Here is a 17,463-nt window from a genome sequence, read left to right as displayed (position 1 = left end):
GAGTGCAAGCAAGCGGAGAAGCGGTTCTTGGCAAGGGGCCGTGGCCCCGGCGCGCGCTACTCCTCGACGATGGCGTAGATGTCAGAGTCGCGCATGAGGAGGTAGTCCTCGCCGTCGACCTTGACCTCGTTGCCGCCGTACTTGCCGTAGATGACGACGTCGCCGACCTTGACGTCCATGGGGATACGATCGCCGTCGTCATCGAGCTTGCCGGCGCCCACGGCCACGACCGTGCCGCGCTGCGGCTTCTCCTGCGCACCGCTGGAGATGTACAGGCCCGAGGCCGTCTTCTCCTCCGCCTTGTCGGGCTTAACCAGGACGCGATCACCCAGTGGCCTCAACTGCATGTGTAGGACCTCCTCGTCGAAATCTACCGACCGCAGCGCCCCCTTGAAGGCGCCCGGCCGTCCCCAGGCTGTTCGCGGTGTGGCCGCGAGGCTCGGGGCGCTATCTTGTCGGGGAGAATAGTACCCACATGGGCGGGGCCTAACGCTGCGATAAGAAAAAATCTCACATTTCAACGCTTAGATTTTATGGGTCGTGTGAGCTGGGCTTTTCTTGCGCGTGCGCGCACAGGGGGAAGGAAGGGCGCGGGGGCGCCCGCGGCCCACGCGACAGGCACCCCGCACACCGTTCCCCGCCAGTCGGCTTAACCGACCATGCTGGCGTGCACGTTTTCGAGGGCGCGCACGAGCGCCTGCGTGAGGTCAAGGCGCACCGGCGCATCGGACATCACGGCCACCAGGTACGGGCGGTCCCCCGCATACACAATGCCGGCGTCGTTCGTGGCAGTATATCCCGGGTCGTAGGGGTACCAACCAGGCTTCGAGCGAACGGTGTACTGATCGCCGAGCTCGTAGTAGATGCTGGAATAGTAGCCATGGGAGAACAGCCCCGACATCTGATGGCCGGCGTCCCCTGCCGTGCCGAAATAGTCGAACATGCGCACCCAAAGCTTGCCAAGCTCACGAGGGGTAAACCACGTGTAGTTGGTCGCCGCCTTGTTGGGGTCGACGCCGTTGTCGCCAAGCCACTGCGCGAACGGGGCGGATCCGAACGCGTTGCGCAGCGCATAGTAAGCGTCATTGTCAGACCAGACGCACGCATCACTCAGTGTCTGATACCACGCAGCTGCCGCAGAGGCATCATCATGGAACGCGTTCTCGTACAGGCTCGCGACGTAGGGAGCCTTCACTGTGCTCGCCGAGTAGAACGTCTGGTCAGCATTGGACGAAACGCCCTGGCCCGTGGCCAGGTCCATCATCACGAAACCCACCGAAAGCCCCTGGCCCGTAAACGAGCCAACCGCTCGGGCGAGCTGCGTCATGGAATCCGAGGACGCATGGGCGCCGCCAAACAGGGAGAGCCCTCCCGAGCTCGTCGCGTGGTTGAGCCGCCAGCGAAGCACCTGCGCATAGTTGGAAGAACCATCGCGCGGGTCAAGCCAATACCGATCGCCATCGATCCACTGCTCGCCATAGCGCATCTTGCCGTCGGCGCCGTAGTAGACCCACTTGGGAAAAGCGCTCAGATACGTCCAGCCGCGAGCCATATGGCCGTCGTAGGTGTCGAAGTAGTACCACCCGCCGTCGATGAGCCGCTCGCCCGTCACCATGGCGCCATCGAAGCCGTCGTAATAGACGGTTTTGCCGGATGTTGAGCCTCCGTCAGACATGAATCCGGTAGCCATGGCTCCGGTGTCATCATCAAAGCAGCGCTGTCCGCCGTGAAGCCGCTGCTCGCCCGTCAGCATCTGCCCCGAGTCGAGATCGAAGAAGAACGTCCCGGAGTCCACGGCCTTCTGAGCCGTGTCGAGAACGGCGAAGCCCGTTGTCATCGCACCCGTGGAGGGGTCGAAATAGTACGTCCGGCCGTCAATCTCAGCCAGCCCGGTGACCCGCTTGCCATCCTTGTCGTAGTACACCGTCTTGAAAGATCCGGAGCCTGTAGATATGGGCTGGCGAACAAACCCTGTCGCCATCGCGCGGTCCCCTACGGGGTCGAAGTAGTACCAGAAGCCATCGATGGAGCGCTCGCCAACAGCTCGCTCCCCATCGGGCTCGTAGTAGAACGTCTGGCCCGTGGCGTCATCGGTGAGCCATCCGGAAATAGCTGCGCCATCGGCCTCGGACGGAGAGAGGACGGCAGAGTCCCCAGGGGCTCCCTCGGCGCCGGGTGCCTGGCTGTCTAAGCGCACGAGATCGTTGCCAGGAAGCGCGGCGCCCCCGTCATTAGCCGCAGAATCGGCGGGAACAATCGCATCCGAAGGGTCCGCGACGGGATCGCGTGAATCATCCAACGTTGCGTCGGCCTCAGCCGAAGGAGGCTGATCCGACATGGCAGGGTCAGCCTCGGCGTCGCCAGCAGCGACATCGCCTGCGGGACGATCAGCCGCAAGGTCAGGCACAGTAGGGCTATCGGCATCGGCATCGGCATCGGCATCGGCATCGGCATCGGCATCGAGCGTACCGTCTGCGGATCCTTCGACCACAGGGTCGTGCTCCGTCTTGGCAGGCAGGTCTCCGCCTGAAGGAAGGGAAGCCGCCGCGTCATCTAGCGGGGGCGTTTCGGGCTGGGCGTCAGCAGCCTCCGCAGCAGCGTCGGACGGCTCATCGGAAACAGCAGGCAATAGTTCGGCCGGAGAAACAGGCGTCTGCCCAGCCTCGGGAGCCAGAACCTCGGCAGGCTCGGCATCAGGAGTCGAAGTGGCCAAAGGACCGTCCGGAACAGCAGCGTCCTCTTGTGCGACGGCGAGAGAGGCATCCGCATCGAGCGCCTCAGCTGCCAGCGCGGTCGGTACAAGGATGCACGACGACAAAACGACGCCCGCGGCAAGCGCGAACACCGTTGAATGGCGCTTTCTCGACCACATCTCCAGCCCCCTCACCTACCAAGACGCGCGCTTCTCGTTCATTATCCCCCTTTACAAAGCATCCACCCCGCCGGATAGGAGCAGCGCGACGGATCGCCTCACGGCCGCGGCGGGCCCGCCGTTCCAAGGGAGCTCGTCAACAAGCCTGCCCTGTTCACGTCACGGATATTTGCGCCAAGTATTATGTGGGCGTTTTCGACCCCAAGGAGGTTCCCACCCATGAGCACAAGCGCCCAACCCGGCCAGGGCACCGACGTCTATCGCTACCTCGCCAACGAGCAGGACTACCCAGGCCTGCCCGCCGACGCCGCCATCGAGCACCTCTCCCGCGCGCTGCAGTGCCGCACGGTTAGCTCTGTCGACGTCAGCGAGATCGACTACGGCGAGCTCGACAAGCTCCACGATCTCATCCGCGCAAGCTACCCGCACGTCATGGCTGCCGGCACGTACGAGGAGATCGGCCACAGCCTGCTCATCACGATTCCCGGCACCGACCCCTCTCTGCGCCCCGTTCAGCTCATGGCGCACCAGGACGTCGTGCCCGTCGTCCCCGGCACAGAGGCGGACTGGACACACGACGCGTTCTCGGGTCACGTGGACGACGAGTTCATCTGGGGCCGCGGCGCCATGGACATTAAGGAGATGCTCATCGGCGAGCTTGAGGCCGTCGAGTACCTGCTCGCGCAGCTCGAAGCAGAAGGTCGTCAGCTCAAGCGAACGCTCATCCTTGCGTTCGGCGAGGACGAGGAGTGCTTGCAGCAGGGTTCGCGCGCCATCGCAAAGGTGCTGGCCGAGCGCGGCGTGCGGCTAGAGTTTCTCGTGGACGAGGGCGACTATGCCATAGCGGACGGTGCCAACTACGGGGCGCCCGGCGTGCCGTTCAAGCTCGTTGAGCTCGGGGAGAAGGGCTACTGCGACGTGCGCATCACCGTGCGCAGCGCCGGCGGCCACTCGTCCAACCCGTTCGGCGGCACGTCGCTGGCCACGCTGGCACGCGCCATCTCGCGCATCGTCAACAACCCCTACCCGCTGCGCCTCTCCCCGCCGGCGCAGGCAACGTTTTCCGCGCTAGCGCCGCGCATCACTGAGGAGCCGTTTGCGAGCCTCGTGAGCGCTGAGGGGTTGTCTGCGGCCGAGGCCGTGTCCCTCAACGCCAGCCACCTTGCCGCCGAATGCGCCCAGCGTCGCGCGCTCTACCCGCTCGTGACGACGACAATCGCGCCCGACATGATCGAAGGAGGCTCGAAGGGCTCCAACGTCATGCCGCAGGACATGTGGGCCGTCATCAACTTCCGACTCGACCCCTACGTGACGAGCGCCGACGTTATGGAACGCTGCCGCGAGCTCACGGCCGATCTGGGCGTCGAGCTCGACATGTACCAGACGCCGAGCGAGCCCACGCCCGCCGACGCGGGGACGGGCGCGACCGAGGGTCTGGGCATGCAGGTCGTCTCGGAGGCCGTGGCGCACTTCCTGCACGATCCCTCGACGGGCTCCGGCCTCAGCTGCGTGCCGGCGCTGGCGACGGGCGGCACGGACGCGCACATGTACGAGGGCATCTGCGACGCGTGCCTGCGCCTCGGCCCCATGGTCGTCGACGCCGACGAGCAGCATCGCGGCGTGCACGGCACCGACGAGCGCGTCACGAAGCGTGGCTACCTGCAGGGCATCCGCATGCTGGTGAGGATCGTCGAGAAGGCGTGCCTGTAAGCGGACACAAACCCGCAGCACGCAAGGGCCGGCCGGGATTCAAGCAGAGCATCCCGGCCGGCCCGAAAGGGTTTTATGCGCCGAGCACGTCGCGGTGAAGAACGGTGATTACCTTGGCGGCCTGGGCGCGCGTCGCCGACTCGTTTGGCAGCATCCGCTTGGTAAGGTCGTCACCCGTGATGATGCCCTCGGACGCGCACCACCTGATGGCGTCTATGCCATACGCCCACATTTCTTCCTTGTCGGTGAACTTGTTAAAGTTGGTGGGGTCCGGGTTGGAGACGTCGACGCCCGCCCATTTCTCGGCAAAACGCCAGACCATCGTGGCGAGCTCTTCGCGCGTGATAGGTCGGTCGGCCAGGAACTTGCCGGCATTTCCGTCGTTGCCGTTGTAACCGGTCACAATGCCCTGTTCGGCGCACCAGGAGATGGCCGCGTTGTAGTAGAGGTACTCCCCGGTGTCGGGGAAGCCCGAGTACTGGGCATAGGCGGCGGGGTCAGTCGTGTCCGTCGAGTTCGGATTTGCGGCACGGTAGAGAATTGTGGCGACCTGGCCACGTGTCAGATAATCATCAGGATAAAAGTTGCGCGCTACGCCGTCGTCGTCCTTCGCACCGGTCATCAAACCGTTCTCCACGACATAGGGGATCCACCCCTGCGCCATGTACCACGAGCCCGGCAGGGTATCACCAAACGGGGAGGCAAGATCCGTCCCTATGCCATACGTTTGGGCGATTCCCTCGGCATCGGCATAGCCCATTTGGCGCAGCATGGCATCAGACCCCATAAGCTGAGCGTCACTCCAGCTGGAGATGTAGGCGTGCTCGACAATGACGCCCGTGAAACCAAGGCGACGCGCATAGCGCAGGATGCCGTAATAGTCCGCCGCAGATCCATCAGGGTTGATGTCGGACGGGCCCTCGATCTCGCTGATCAGCATCGTGCGGACCCTTATGCCGCGGTCGTTCAAGCCCAGCGCCACCAGTTTGTCCAGCACGTTTTGCGCAAGCTGTTCGCCCGGAACATGCGTCTGTGCGTACTTCCAAGAGCTGCCGTTGGGAAACCAGATCTCTGCGCCCGAGGCCGAGCCGCTGGGATCGGAATTGATGTGGATGCTCACGAGCACGTTGGCCCCGGCATCGTAGGCACGCTGCACGCGATCCCAAATAGACGGGCATTCGTCCTCGGAACGAGTGAGCACGACGCGAACCCCGGGATACTGCTCGAGAGCCTCTTTGCAGTAAAGCGTGATAGCCCACGTGAGGTCTTTTTCTTGCAGGCCATATCCAATCGCACCGGAATCGTAGCCGCCGTGGCCGGGGTCAAGCGCGATAACGAACTCGCCGGAGCTCGCATCACGGCCAATCGTGCGAAACGTGGCGTCCAGACCCGAAAGCGACGCCGCTTCAGCCAAGGAGCCGACTTCGCACAGAGAACCATCGCTGGCAATCCCGTACATTGAGGCAGCGCCCAGCTCTTCCGCGCCGTCTTCGATAGAAGCGACGCTAGTGCCATCGGATACCGTGAATGACCACGCCGAGTCGGCGATGCCCGCGAAGTCGAGAACCGCGCCGGAGATTGTCGTTCCCTCAGCGGAGATGGCATCGTACTTCAGCCCCGTAAGCTGGTATGTGCCAAGGGCATCCAGAGAGAACTGGAAGAGGGCCGCGTTGCCAGCCAGAGCCGAGGCATCGATCTCTCGGGTGGTGCCCGTACCATCAGCGTAGGCGAGGCGCGCCCCGGTCAGCACGAGCTGGTCATCGTCGAGGACAACGGCAACGCTCTGCGTGCTCCCAAGGGTTGGAGCCATCTCGTCGACATAGACGAAGCCGACTCCCGTCGAAGAAACGGGAGCCGACTCCTCGTCACCAAGAAGGGACGCGGATCCCTCGCCATCGGAAGCATCGAGGGTGGCCGAGACCTCTGGCGAAACCGAATCGGCAAGCGTCTCGTCGCCATCGGACACCGCAGACCCATCTGTAGCCGCGCCAGGCACCGCAGGATCCCCGCCCTCATCAGGAGAAGCAGAGCCAGTCCCCTGCCCAGCCTCAGATCCCGAAGCATCCTCTGCGCTGTCGGACACGAACGCGTCCTCGCTGTCTGAGCCATCAAGACCCGAGGCTCCCGCTTCGTCCGCCAGAACACCATCGGAGGTCGCACCGTCAGCGAGTGACGCATCCGGATCCGCGACGTCGCTCTCTGCAGGTTGAGGGACAGCGCCGGCCATCTCGGTCAGGACAGCACCAACGGGAGCCTCCCCCGCCTCACCAGCCCAGGCATTGTCGGCCGGAGCAAAACCCGCCAGCGACACCGCCACCAAAAGCCCGAGCGCGAGCATGACCGCAGAATGGCAGCCCCACAGACCCGCCCCGGCACTTGAGCTGCAAGCTCCCCGTTCTTTATGTCGCATAATCGTCCTTTCAAAGACATCGCGCGTCGCCTCCTGTTCGAAAGCGACGCGCGAGATATCAAAACGCGCTATGCAGCGGGGACATACTCCCCGGGGGCATCAGCGTCGGCCCCATTCGCCACGGCAGGCTCGGATGGCTCGGAAGCCCCGTCGACATCGGTAGCGGCATCGGAATCAGCCGCTCCATCGCCGGCCCCAGAGGAGTCAGGCGACGTGGGCTCGTCCGTCGAGCCATCGTCCGTGCCGGGCTGCACCGCGGGGCCATCGATGACGGGTTCATCGCTATCGCCAGGCACCTCATCGGGCTCGGAAACAACCGGCTGGTCGACAGGCTCATCCGGCATGGAGGGATCCTCGTCAGCCGAAACGGAGGGGTCACCGGTCTCATCCGTCACAGGCACATCAGCAACCGGTTCCTCGGGCTGGGCAGCCCTCTCCTCGGCCTCGACCTCTGCGGCAAGCGCCACGATGTCGATGCCGCGCGCCTCGGCTTCCTCGCCCATGGCCAGGGCCTCTTGCTTGGTCACCCACTTCGCATACAGCGTGATGTTGCCAGTCACGTTGGAGTCGAAACCGTAGACCCGCGTCAGCTCTTTATCGGCATACCAGTCCCAGAAGACATATCCATTGCGCGTCGGATAGGCGCGCTGAGCCTTGTTGCCCGACGTCACCGTCTGGGAAGGAACGATAGATCCGCCGTTGGAGTTGAAGGCGACCGTGTAGACGCCGCTCATCTCGACGACGTCGCGCTTGAGAACGGTGAGGACCTTCGCCGCCTGCGCACGCGTCGCCGTCGCGCGGACGTCGAGCCAGGCAACGCCGTCATCGATCGTACCCGTCAGCACGCCGCGATCAGCCGCCCATGCCAGGGGCACATACGCATAGTCGAACATCGAGCCGGGAACGAGATCCCCGTCAGGCGTTGCGTTAAACGCGCTGTAGTCGATATTGTCCACGTCGGCACCCATGACCCGTGCGAACCGGTATGCCATCGTAGCCAGCTGCGCACGCGTGATGTTGTCCTCAGGGAGGAAGTTACCAGTCGCAGAGTCTCCCGTCGTGATGCCGTTATCGCGGCACCAATTGATCGCGGCCGTGTAGTACACCCCGCCCGCGACATCCGGGAATTTCGAGGCTTGCTCGAAGTGGGAGGGATTCGTCGTCGCATCGCTCCCGGGGTTCGCGATGCGATAGAGAACGGTGGCGAACTGTCCTCGCGTGATACCGCTCTCGGGGAGGAAGTTACCAGTTGCAGAATCGCCGGTCATGATCCGGTTGTCCGCAACGTAGTCGATCCACCCCTCGTCCACTGCCCAGTGCGTGCTGTCCACATCAGGGAAGCGCGACGGAGCAGCCTGCGCGGTCCCAGGCAGCACGCACGCGCACACCAACAAGATGGCCAGCATCACGGCAAGGGCACGTGACGCAGTTCTTCTCAGTCGTTCAGTCACAGGACTATCCCTTCACTCAATTCCTCGGGCGGAACTCGAGTTCTGCCTCGCTTGGCCCCTTCGGATTTCGGTACAGCCAATCAGGACAGCACGCATCCAGAAAGACCGCCCGGCATCCGCAACTCCTTACACAAACGGCCTCTTTACGATGTAGTTGACGTCGTAGTGCCACATGCTGCGAACGGCAACGCCGTAGTACCCGTTGCCGGGGAACGAGTCGATAACCAGATCGTCCCCCAGATAGATGGCAACATGGCCCGGATAGAAGATCAGGTCACCACGCTGGCGATCGGAGAACGGCACCGTCATGAAACCCGGGTCGGCCGCCATGTCGTTGGCGTAGTGGTCGTGACCGGGCGTGAAGTAATGGTCGTAAGGCGTGTAGCCGCTGCCGAGGTCCATGCCCGTCGCATAGAGCGCCTGCATGACCAGGCCAGCGCAGTCGATGCCAACGCCAGGTGCCAGCGCGTAATCCCACACGTACGGCGTATACATGTAATCATAGGCGCGGCTGATAAACGTCTCGATGCAGTCCCAGCGATCGGCGGCAAGACCAATCTGCGACGGCGAGACGTACGAAAAGGCCGGGTTACCCGAGTAGTTGGGGACCCATACGTTCCAGGTGCTCACCTGGTAGTACCCGAGAGGGTTCTGGTACCCGTACTTGTTGACGGCGCCGGTCTCGTTGTCGAAGACGCGACGATACCCGTCGATGACGTGCGTGCCGTGCAGCATGCGTCCGTCGGCACCGTAGTAGACCATGCGATCGCCGTTGTTGAGCCACTTCCAGCCGGTGAGCATATGGCCGTCGGCCTCGTCGAAGTAGTACCAGCCGCCATTGAGGTACTGCTCGCCGTACTTCCTCTTGCCGTCGCTGCCGTACAGGGCGGTCTTCACGCCGCCCTGCTGGGTGGTGACCTCAGTCAGCCCCGTCGCCATGGCGCCATTGGTGGGGTTGAAATAGTACCAACTGCCTTTGACGTTCGTCTCGCCACTCGCCCGGGCGCCGTCGTACTCGTCATAGTAGACTTTCCTTGAGGGGCCTCCCTGCTCCGCCGTGCCGAACCCGACCTCCATGAAGCCGTCGGCACCGAAATCGCGCCAGCCGCCGTGGAGGGGCTGCTCGCCGGTGAGTTTGCGGCCATCGTCCAGCGCGTGGAACGAGTAGCCCTTGCCGCTAGGATCGCGCAGGAAACCCGTCGTCATGGCTCCCGTCGTCTTGTCGAAGTAGTACGAGTCGCCGTCAATGGTGCGCGAGCCGGAGACGCGAACGCCATCCTTGCCGTAATACGTCACCTTAAACGAGCCGGACCCCGAGGACACCGCGACGCGCGCGAAGCCGGTCGTCATGGCATTGTCCGAAGTGGGATCGAAGTAGTACCACTTGCCATCGATCTTCAGCTCGCCGGACGCCTTTTGGCCATCTTCGCCGTAGTAGTAGCGCTTGCCGGTCTGCTTATCGACAACCCAGCCGGTCTGCGCGGTTGCCTTGTCCGCAGTGTCCTCTTCGGGAGCGCTAGCCACCCCGGAGTCAGCCTCCCCCTTGTCGGCAGATGAATCCACAGCGACGTCCGGAGACGAGACGTCTGGATCCTGCCCCCCTTCCGGAGAGGGATCCGTCTCAGGCGCGCTGGCCTCGGGAGCGGTGGGTGAAGAGGGCTTGGGATCGGCAGGAACCCCCTCCTCGATCCCCGGCTCGGTTGCGCCTTCGGCAGCGCCGGCATCGATATCCGGCACGTCGGGAGCAGCCTCATCAAGAGCTGCATCATTCTCTACGGGCGGCACGTCGTCGCCGGGGGCAGCGTCAGTCCCGGACGCCGGGGCCTCGTCAGTCCCAAACTCCCCGGTGCCCTCGGACGCCGGAGCATCCTCTGGAGCAGCAGGATCCCCCTGCGGCGGGATAACATCCCCGGAGTTCCCCGCGCCGCCGGCCGGAGGCTCGGCAACCAGGTCGCCAGAAGATGCCGTATCCTCAGGCGTCGCGACGGAGCCCTCCGACACATCACCCGGCATATCGCTCGGTGCAGCAGAGTCGGGCGTCAACAGAGACGACTCGTCAATGAGCACCCCTGCGACGTCGTCGCCAGAGCCGCTCGTGAAGAACTCCGGAACAGCCACTTCCTGCCCGCTTGGTTCAACCGTCGCGCTCTCGCTTGCCAGCGCTACGGATCCCATCGCCGAGCATGCAACAACCGCCGTCAGGGACAACGACGCGAACGTGCGCGCTCCCATCCTGAAAAGCATTCGGCCAACTCCTTTCCAGAGTCTCGTTCCCACAACACGAGTGCACCCTCAGTGTCAGTAGCTCGGCACGCCATACCCAACGATATAGTCATAGGGGAAATAATGCACCTGGATACCCCCTTCGAGAGCGCCTATTGATAGAATATAAGTATCGTTTACTTCGACGACAATCTCGGCATGACTTGCTGACAGGTCGTCCCTTTCGGCAAACGTGCCGGGATACTTGAAGAAAACGACGTCTCCGACTCGGGGCGTTGAAGACGCCTGCCCATGCCACCACATGTAGTCATACACTTCATGCGGCCAGCCAGACACGAACCCGTCAGCGAGGAACCGATCCATGCCCGCCGCTTTGAAGCAGTGCCACACGAAGCTCATACAGGGACCCTCAATGCAGTAGCGCCCACCTGCGGCAACGACGTCATTCTGGTATCCCCACGCCTGTCCCTCAGACTGCCCGACAGAGTCATAGGCAACCGCCAGGACGCGATCCCGCTCCTCCTCGGCCGTATACATGCGGCCTGTATCCTCATCGAAGAAGTGCCATCGACCATCGACATACTGCTGGCCATACTGCATAGAGCCGTCAAAGGGGTCGTAGTAGACCGTCTTTGCGTCTTCTCCCGTAAGCGTCGTGAGCCCCGTCGAGAGAGCTCCCGTCGCTTCGTCGAAATGGCGCAGCTGGTCGTGAATGACCTGCTGACCGTACAGCCGAGTCCCGCTGCCAAGGTCGTAGAAGTTGAACGCGTTCGCGTCTTGGCGAATGAAGCCCGTCGACAGGGCACCGGACACGTCATCGAAGAAGAACGTGTTGCCGTCAACGCTCTGAACGCCCGACAAACGCCTGCCGTCGTCGCCGTAATAGGCGACCTTGAACGAGCCGGGGCCCGACGAGATAGGCTGGCGCACGAACCCCGTAGCCATGGCGCCATTGTTGTCAGGGTCGAAGTAATACCACGCACCATCAATTCGGTGCTCCCCAACAAGTCTCTCGCCAGTCGCGTCGTCGTAGTAGGTCTTGCCCCCTTCGGTGTGCCATCCGGCCGTTCGCGCAGGCACATTCTTAGCGGCATCGGCCTCAGCGTCCGGTGCCTCATCGCCCTGGACGGGAAGAGATGCCCCCGACATCGGCGCATCCGCCCCGCCCTCGTTAGACGAGGCCGCCTCATCGGAAGAGTCTGCCTGGCCTGTCTCCCCCAAACGTCCGCCAGCAGTCCCGTCGGAAGATGAGTCCTGCGAGGTAGATTCGCCCGCCTGAGGCAGCCCAGCCTCCGGGCTTGTCGGCTGAACCTGGGAGGCGCCATCTATGGCATCGTCGATGGTATCGTCCAAATCAGCAGGCGCGTCCCCGTCCACAGGAACGCCGTCTTCCTCCTCGACGGGTCCTGCTCCATTGCCCTGCTCGCTGGGGTCGGCGGCACCATCGACAGCGCCGTCCTCATCGTAGGCCTCGCCTGTATCGCCTTCGTCGGCTTGCCAGCTGTCGGAGCCTTTGGTCACGCCTTCGGGCGCCGCATCGAACCCGAGGCCGGCCTCCTCATCCTCACAGGGAAGCGCAGCGTCGCCGACCAAGGAATCCGGAGCCTCGGCCTCGCCGTACGGCTCCACAAGAGCAGGATCGGCCGAACTTCCCAGGGACAAGATCGGCGGCTCTTCGGCAAGCGCAGCAGCGCCTGCGCCCCCCGAGATGAGCGCGGAAAGAGCAAGAGACGCGAACACGCGCATTCCACTACGTGAGAGCATACGACCTCCTTGGACAGCGCGCCCCAGGGCCAACCATATGGGCCCCGCCGCGCCCACAACCGAGCGTCGCAGCGGGGCCCATCACCAAGCGCTTTTCTTCCATTATACAAATGTAGGCCGACTGCGTGCGGATCGATTGTAGTCAGGGTGGCATCGAGCGTGTCATCAGCGTGCAGTCTCGTGCCTCACCCTGAGGTGTTAGCCCCGAGGCGCCGAGCCCTCGCCCCGAAAACGGCGCTTGATGTAGGCCGGTATGCGCATGAGGGCGTTGCCCAGCCGATAGCTGTGAGACGCGCGCACATCGGCAACCTCCCGAGTCAGCCGGCCCGCCTCCGACGCACTTCGCTCGAGCTGGTCGCTCAGCTGCGCGACCCGTCGCTCAAGCTCGTCGACGTGGCACCGTTGCTGCATTTCTTCCCGCCTGCTGCGCGAAACCGTGCGCGGGTAGAAGAAAAGGCCATCCCTACCAGAAAGAGCCTTCCATTCACATATCTCCTGAGAGCTCGCGTCGCCTTCTGCCGTGGCGTCTATCAGAGAGAACAGCTCGTCGAACGCCTCGTCGACGAGGCGAGAGGCCCTGGCAACGTGCCCGGATATAACGGATAACCTCTGGTCTTGGTCCGCCAACACCCTCTCAATCGCGGCATCTGCGTCCTCTGCAGAAGAGCCGAGCGCCAGCAGCACGTCAAGCTGCCCCATGCTCTCATAATGGGCATGAACCTTGTCGTTATAGTCGATGCCGAGTGCGAGCTTGCCCAAAACGTGGTGGAGAATCGAGCAGTGCAACCTCATGCCTAGCGTCATGCGTGAACCCGCGATGACCGCAAGGATATCCGGTCCAGATAAGCGCTCCTCAAACGACACGATGGAGCGCGACTGCACGCCCTGCTCCCTTAGGATGTCAATCACGCGGGCATGAACGGCCACGTCTCCCACATCAAAGGGGACAAACGCCGCGCAGAGTCCCGTTCGCCCGACAAGACACCTCACGATGTGCGCCATGTCATCGGCAAAGCTCGGAGGATTGAGCGCACAGTCGCGCAGGGATATGACAAATGTAACCATCTGCCACGAGGCCGCCGGGAAGCTTCCGAGAGGCATGAGAGCGAATGTAGTCTCCAGATCCCAACACGAGATCCGCCTTCAAGCTCACGAACTCAGCCGGTACCCCAGCTCCCAGAAGCAGGTCGGACGTATGGGCGTCCCGCACCAGAAACGTCATGCGCGCCAGCGACATGAGGCGCACCGCCATCTGCGCGGCGGGTCGGGACAGCGGGCCGGCGCCAATGCCCAAGCCAATCGCGGGGATGCCTTGAGCACGCGCGAACAGAGCGAGACTCGCCTGAAAAGAGGGCTCCATGTAGGGGTCGAGCATGAACTCGGAAACGCCCCCGGTCACCGCCGACGGATCGTCGAAGAGAAGGCCCCCGAGATACAGAAGGGCAGTCGCGCCCTCCAGCGCGCGTTCGACAGGGGCACCTCCCGTCGGCTCGAATGCTTCGACCCCGAAATCGAGGCGGGCATGCGGCAGGGATGCACCCAATACGCGGAATACGGCTTCTGGATAGCGCTGCGCGACGCGTGCCATCGTAAAACGCGCAAGCAAATCGTCGCCGTAGTTTCGAGCACCGATCCACCCATTGAGCACGAACACCCGCGCTGGTTTCTCCATCGCGAGAAGCGCCGTGCCGCCCGCTGCGGACTGCCTGCGATCAAGAGAGTCCAGCAGACGCGCAAGGCTTTCTCCGAGGTTGGGCAGGGACGTGACAGCATCCCGCTGGCGGTTCAGGTCGCGCTCGTAGCTGGCGGGGTCGACTTCGTAGGACGCGACGACGGAAGGGAGCTCACTGGGCTCGAACAGGACCAGGGCGCCGGTCAAAGCATCGCATCCCGCCGAAGGCAGGGCCCCGCGCTCCACGAGCACAAGACAGCCTTCTGCAATTCGCATAGCAACCTGGGCATACGTCGGTCCATCGTCAACACCGGAGCAGTACACGGCAAAACGCACCGAGCGTAGGCTAAAAGCAGGGCGCTCGCCTGGGGCCAAGGCGTTTCCCAACGTCCCCCACGACGGGTCGAAAAACGCCGCCGGTAAACCCGTCGAATCAAAGACACGGGCCAGCAGCTGGGCACGCTCTTCGGTTCGCTTTTGCAGAAAAGCGATGCCCGAGCGCCCAGTCAGGCCCTCCGTCGCCGCGCGCGCCTCCATATACGTCTCGTCGGGCGCGCAGGAAAGCGCTGCATCGAAAGCACCGCGCGCCAGACAATTTGCCTTGCCACGCGTCACGAAAACCGCGTCGTCAGGCAGCCCCGGGCCGAACACGGCACAGAGCCCACCCCTATCCAGCTCATCCCCGACGGATCGGGCCGTGAGGACCGCCAGACAACAGGCCATGCGGGAGAGAACCGAGACACAGGCTTCGTCGATCGAAAGAGCGTCCGCATCCCACAGGATGAGGCTGGGGCGGAATGTATCGCACATAGACGCAAGCTCTCGGGCGGCGTCCCCATCTTCAAGCAGATGGTCGCAGAGCTGCACGGCATGGCCCGCGCAACGCAGCTCCGCACAGAGGCGAAACGAGGGGTCCGCTTCCGCCAAGGGCATCGCGCCCACAAAGAGAATTCGTGCGAACATACAGCCCCCCTGCGCTACATTTCGGGATGCGAGGCCACAAATGCAGCGGGGTCATCCCGGATAGCGCAGATGACCCGCCAGTCCTGGGGCGTGAACAGCGTGGCATCCAGAAGTCCCTCGGCATCGTCGCGCCTCAGCTCCTGAGACCAGCGATCGCAAAAGGCAGGGCGATGCTGTTCGGCAATGCGGTTGTAGTTCCAGCGATACGTGCCCAGCTTGATGACGTTGACGAGCTTACCAAAGTCCTCGACGCGGCGCGGGTCGCGATGCATGAACTCATAGCTCAGCTCGTACTCCTTGCACACCTCGAACACCTTGGAGTCGCTCTTGACCGACGACTCGGCGCGGCTCACGCGATAGTGTAGGAAGGCGTCCTTGAGCAGGGCGATGCGGCGAGAGGCAACCCATGCTTGGAATACGAACGACGTGTCCTGGAACGATGCGCCCGGCGTCTCGTTGAAGCGGACGTTATTGTCGACAAGCATCGAGCGACGGTAGATGGCTGCCCAGATGATGGGCAGCGCCTTCATGACCTCGAGGTCGTCACGGACGTCAAACGGCTTGCCAAGCCGGAAGTTGCCAAAAACGTCCTGGAATACGTCGTTGGTGCCGTCATACTCAAAGTAGTTTGACTTTACGATGTCGCAATCATTCTTCTTTGCAAATGAATACAGTTTCTTGAACATCTTAGGAGAAGCGACGTCGTCGGACTCGACGATGCCTATATACTCGCCGCGCGCCTTGTCGAGGCCGCAGTTCATCGACGCGCCGTAGCCTGAATTGGGCTTGTCGATGATGACGAAGCGCGGATCATCGGCAGCGTAGCGCCTGAGGATGTCGAGCGAGCCGTCCGTCGAGCCGTCATTGATGCAGATGAACTCAATGTTCTTGAGCTTCTGCGCCTTGAGGCTGTCGAGGCACTCGGGCAGATACTTCTCAACGTTGTAGATTGGCGTGAGAACCGAAACCGCGATCTCGCTACCGCCATCGTGCTTCTTGCTAAACAGTCCCATCGCCAAACCCCCGAGCGCTCCGTCGTTCTCTTCCTCGCCGCTCCGTGAGACGCCTGGTCTCACTGCGTCGATCTTACACCGTACACATGCAGGTTATTTAGCCCATCATCTCCGTACGCGCCTGACGAGCGCCTTGAACCGAGAGGGAAGCCAGGTCAGCACCCGCCCGATGCGGAAGGCATACGAGGCACGCACCTCCTGCTCGCCCCGTTGCGCAGAATCGAGCGCCCCTCGCGTCTCGGAAAGAAGATTCTCGAGATAGACCACACGGTCATCGCGACGAGTCACTTCCTGGCGGGACTCATCGAGCGCCCGCTCCTGCTCGCCCAGCCTGTCGCGCAGCGTCGAGAGCTCCCGCTCGTAGAAGCCCCGTATCCGCGCGTTCTGGAACTCTAGGGCATCGCGATATTCGGCATATTCGTCGAACAGGAACTGCTGAGCGTCCTTGTCGCGGACCTTCTGATAGAACGCCCGGTAACGCTCATCAATCAGCTCCTCATGGCTCCTGGCCAGCGGAAGCCAGTGATCAAGTAGGCCGCGATAGAGCTCGAGATATTCCGACGCGGTCGCCGCGGAGTACAGGTCGTAGCGCACCGTATCCAGAACGAGGTTGACGTAGTGGGCCACCAGCCCGCCCTTGAGGTACGCCCCATCGTTGAACGCCCCGATGTGCTCGAGGGCGCGATATCCGTCGAGGCCCCGGTCGACACGGGTTAGCGTTGCGGCGGAGGCATCACGGCGATAGCGATAGTAGCGGCTTCCCACAAGACAGATGCGTTCGGCACAGGACAGCGCCTCGTAGGTAAAAGCAAGGTCCTCCGAGGTGCGCAGCTCCTCATGGAAGCGGATCCCATGCCCGTCCAAGAAGTCCCGCCGAAACAGCGTGTGCCACACGGCAGGGGTCATGAGGCCCGTTGCCGGCCCCTGTATGTCGGCAAGCGAGAAGGCACGGCCGTATAGAGACTCGTCAGCGCAGAGCTCGCGAGCTATGAGCACGTCGTCCTTTGCGTACCACTCCGAAAAGCCAAAGGAGGCCATCTGAGCGTCGAGCGGCTCGGCGACCTCCAGGACCCCCGCGAGCAGGCCGGGCTCGATCGCATCATCGGAATCGACGAACTGGACGTACTCGCCCCGCGCGTGCCCGAGCGCGACGTTACGGGCAGCGCTCACGCCTCCGCAACCCTGCGTGATAACACGTACGCGCCCGTCGGACTCCGCATAGCGCCTCAGGATGTCAGGGGACTCGTCGGACGAGCCGTCGTCAACGCAAATCACCTCGATGTCGCCCATGGACTGGGCGAGAATCGAGTCAAGGCACGCCTCAAGATAGGGAGCCGAATTGTGCACGGGGACAAGAACGCTGACCTTCATGGCATTCCCTTCCG

General features: G+C 63.0%; 11 protein-coding genes. 1 reads left to right on the top strand and 10 read right to left on the bottom strand.

Going from position 1 to position 17,463, the window contains the following annotated elements:
- Nucleotides 1-56 precede the first annotated feature (56 nt).
- Together groES and KHZ24_04650 are read right to left on the bottom strand one after the other, a co-directional pair.
- Nucleotides 57-347, bottom strand: coding sequence for a co-chaperone GroES (groES, locus tag KHZ24_04655; protein MBS5450488.1), 291 nt, complete (start codon nucleotides 345-347; stop codon nucleotides 57-59).
- Nucleotides 348-649: 302 nt separating this feature from the next.
- Nucleotides 650-2,872: a serine hydrolase gene (locus tag KHZ24_04650; GenBank protein ID MBS5450487.1), complete on the bottom strand. Its 2,223-nt coding sequence runs from the start codon at nucleotides 2,870-2,872 to the stop codon at nucleotides 650-652.
- A 219-nt stretch (nucleotides 2,873-3,091) separates the two neighbouring features.
- Here KHZ24_04650 and KHZ24_04645 point away from each other — a divergent pair, with 219 nt between their 5' ends.
- Nucleotides 3,092-4,582 carry a M20/M25/M40 family metallo-hydrolase gene (locus KHZ24_04645; protein MBS5450486.1) on the top strand — a complete coding sequence of 497 codons (1,491 nt, stop codon included), beginning with the start codon at nucleotides 3,092-3,094 and terminating at the stop codon, nucleotides 4,580-4,582.
- 73 nt (nucleotides 4,583-4,655) lie between these two features.
- On the opposite strand, the gene KHZ24_04640 is transcribed toward KHZ24_04645, so the two are convergent.
- From KHZ24_04640 to KHZ24_04605, 8 genes are all read right to left on the bottom strand, one after another.
- On the bottom strand, nucleotides 4,656-6,992 hold the full coding sequence (locus KHZ24_04640) for an N-acetylmuramoyl-L-alanine amidase (protein ID MBS5450485.1): 2,337 nt from the start codon (nucleotides 6,990-6,992) through the stop codon (nucleotides 4,656-4,658).
- 68 nt (nucleotides 6,993-7,060) lie between these two features.
- Nucleotides 7,061-8,323: an InlB B-repeat-containing protein gene (locus KHZ24_04635; GenBank protein MBS5450484.1), complete on the bottom strand. Its 1,263-nt coding sequence runs from the start codon at nucleotides 8,321-8,323 to the stop codon at nucleotides 7,061-7,063.
- Between the two features lie 246 nt (nucleotides 8,324-8,569).
- On the bottom strand, nucleotides 8,570-10,687 hold the full coding sequence (locus KHZ24_04630; protein MBS5450483.1) for a C40 family peptidase: 2,118 nt from the start codon (nucleotides 10,685-10,687) through the stop codon (nucleotides 8,570-8,572).
- A gap of 54 nt (nucleotides 10,688-10,741) precedes the next feature.
- Nucleotides 10,742-12,430, bottom strand: coding sequence for a hypothetical protein (locus tag KHZ24_04625; GenBank protein ID MBS5450482.1), 1,689 nt, complete (start codon nucleotides 12,428-12,430; stop codon nucleotides 10,742-10,744).
- A gap of 198 nt (nucleotides 12,431-12,628) precedes the next feature.
- The gene (locus tag KHZ24_04620) at nucleotides 12,629-13,357 is read right to left on the bottom strand and encodes a hypothetical protein (protein ID MBS5450481.1); all 729 of its coding nucleotides are present in this window, start codon (nucleotides 13,355-13,357) and stop codon (nucleotides 12,629-12,631) included.
- Nucleotides 13,358-13,433: 76 nt separating this feature from the next.
- A complete protein-coding gene (locus tag KHZ24_04615; protein MBS5450480.1) occupies nucleotides 13,434-15,044 on the bottom strand; it encodes a polysaccharide pyruvyl transferase family protein in 1,611 nt (536 codons plus the stop codon).
- Nucleotides 15,045-15,079: 35 nt separating this feature from the next.
- Nucleotides 15,080-16,078: a glycosyltransferase gene (locus tag KHZ24_04610; protein ID MBS5450479.1), complete on the bottom strand. Its 999-nt coding sequence runs from the start codon at nucleotides 16,076-16,078 to the stop codon at nucleotides 15,080-15,082.
- 105 nt (nucleotides 16,079-16,183) lie between these two features.
- Nucleotides 16,184-17,449, bottom strand: a complete 1,266-nt coding sequence (locus KHZ24_04605; GenBank protein ID MBS5450478.1) for a glycosyltransferase — start codon at nucleotides 17,447-17,449, stop codon at nucleotides 16,184-16,186.
- Nucleotides 17,450-17,463: the final 14 nt, after the last annotated feature.

Source organism: Coriobacteriia bacterium, assembly GCA_018368455.1.
GTDB lineage: Bacteria > Actinomycetota > Coriobacteriia > Coriobacteriales > UMGS124 > JAGZEG01.
Note: the sequence above shows the minus strand (reverse complement) of the source record. Positions and strands in the feature narration are given on the sequence as shown.

What these genes read in the sequence shown, in the direction of transcription:
- groES (MBS5450488.1), bottom strand. Translation starts at nt 347, where the DNA reads ATGCAGTTGAGGCCACTGGGTGATCGCGTCCTGGTTAAGCCCGACAAG.
- KHZ24_04605 (MBS5450478.1), bottom strand. Translation starts at nt 17,449, where the DNA reads ATGAAGGTCAGCGTTCTTGTCCCCGTGCACAATTCGGCTCCCTATCTT.
- KHZ24_04625 (MBS5450482.1), bottom strand. Translation starts at nt 12,430, where the DNA reads ATGCTCTCACGTAGTGGAATGCGCGTGTTCGCGTCTCTTGCTCTTTCC.
- KHZ24_04650 (MBS5450487.1), bottom strand. Translation starts at nt 2,872, where the DNA reads ATGTGGTCGAGAAAGCGCCATTCAACGGTGTTCGCGCTTGCCGCGGGC.
- KHZ24_04630 (MBS5450483.1), bottom strand. Translation starts at nt 10,687, where the DNA reads ATGCTTTTCAGGATGGGAGCGCGCACGTTCGCGTCGTTGTCCCTGACG.
- KHZ24_04640 (MBS5450485.1), bottom strand. Translation starts at nt 6,992, where the DNA reads ATGCGACATAAAGAACGGGGAGCTTGCAGCTCAAGTGCCGGGGCGGGT.
- KHZ24_04645 (MBS5450486.1), top strand. Translation starts at nt 3,092, where the DNA reads ATGAGCACAAGCGCCCAACCCGGCCAGGGCACCGACGTCTATCGCTAC.
- KHZ24_04610 (MBS5450479.1), bottom strand. Translation starts at nt 16,078, where the DNA reads ATGGGACTGTTTAGCAAGAAGCACGATGGCGGTAGCGAGATCGCGGTT.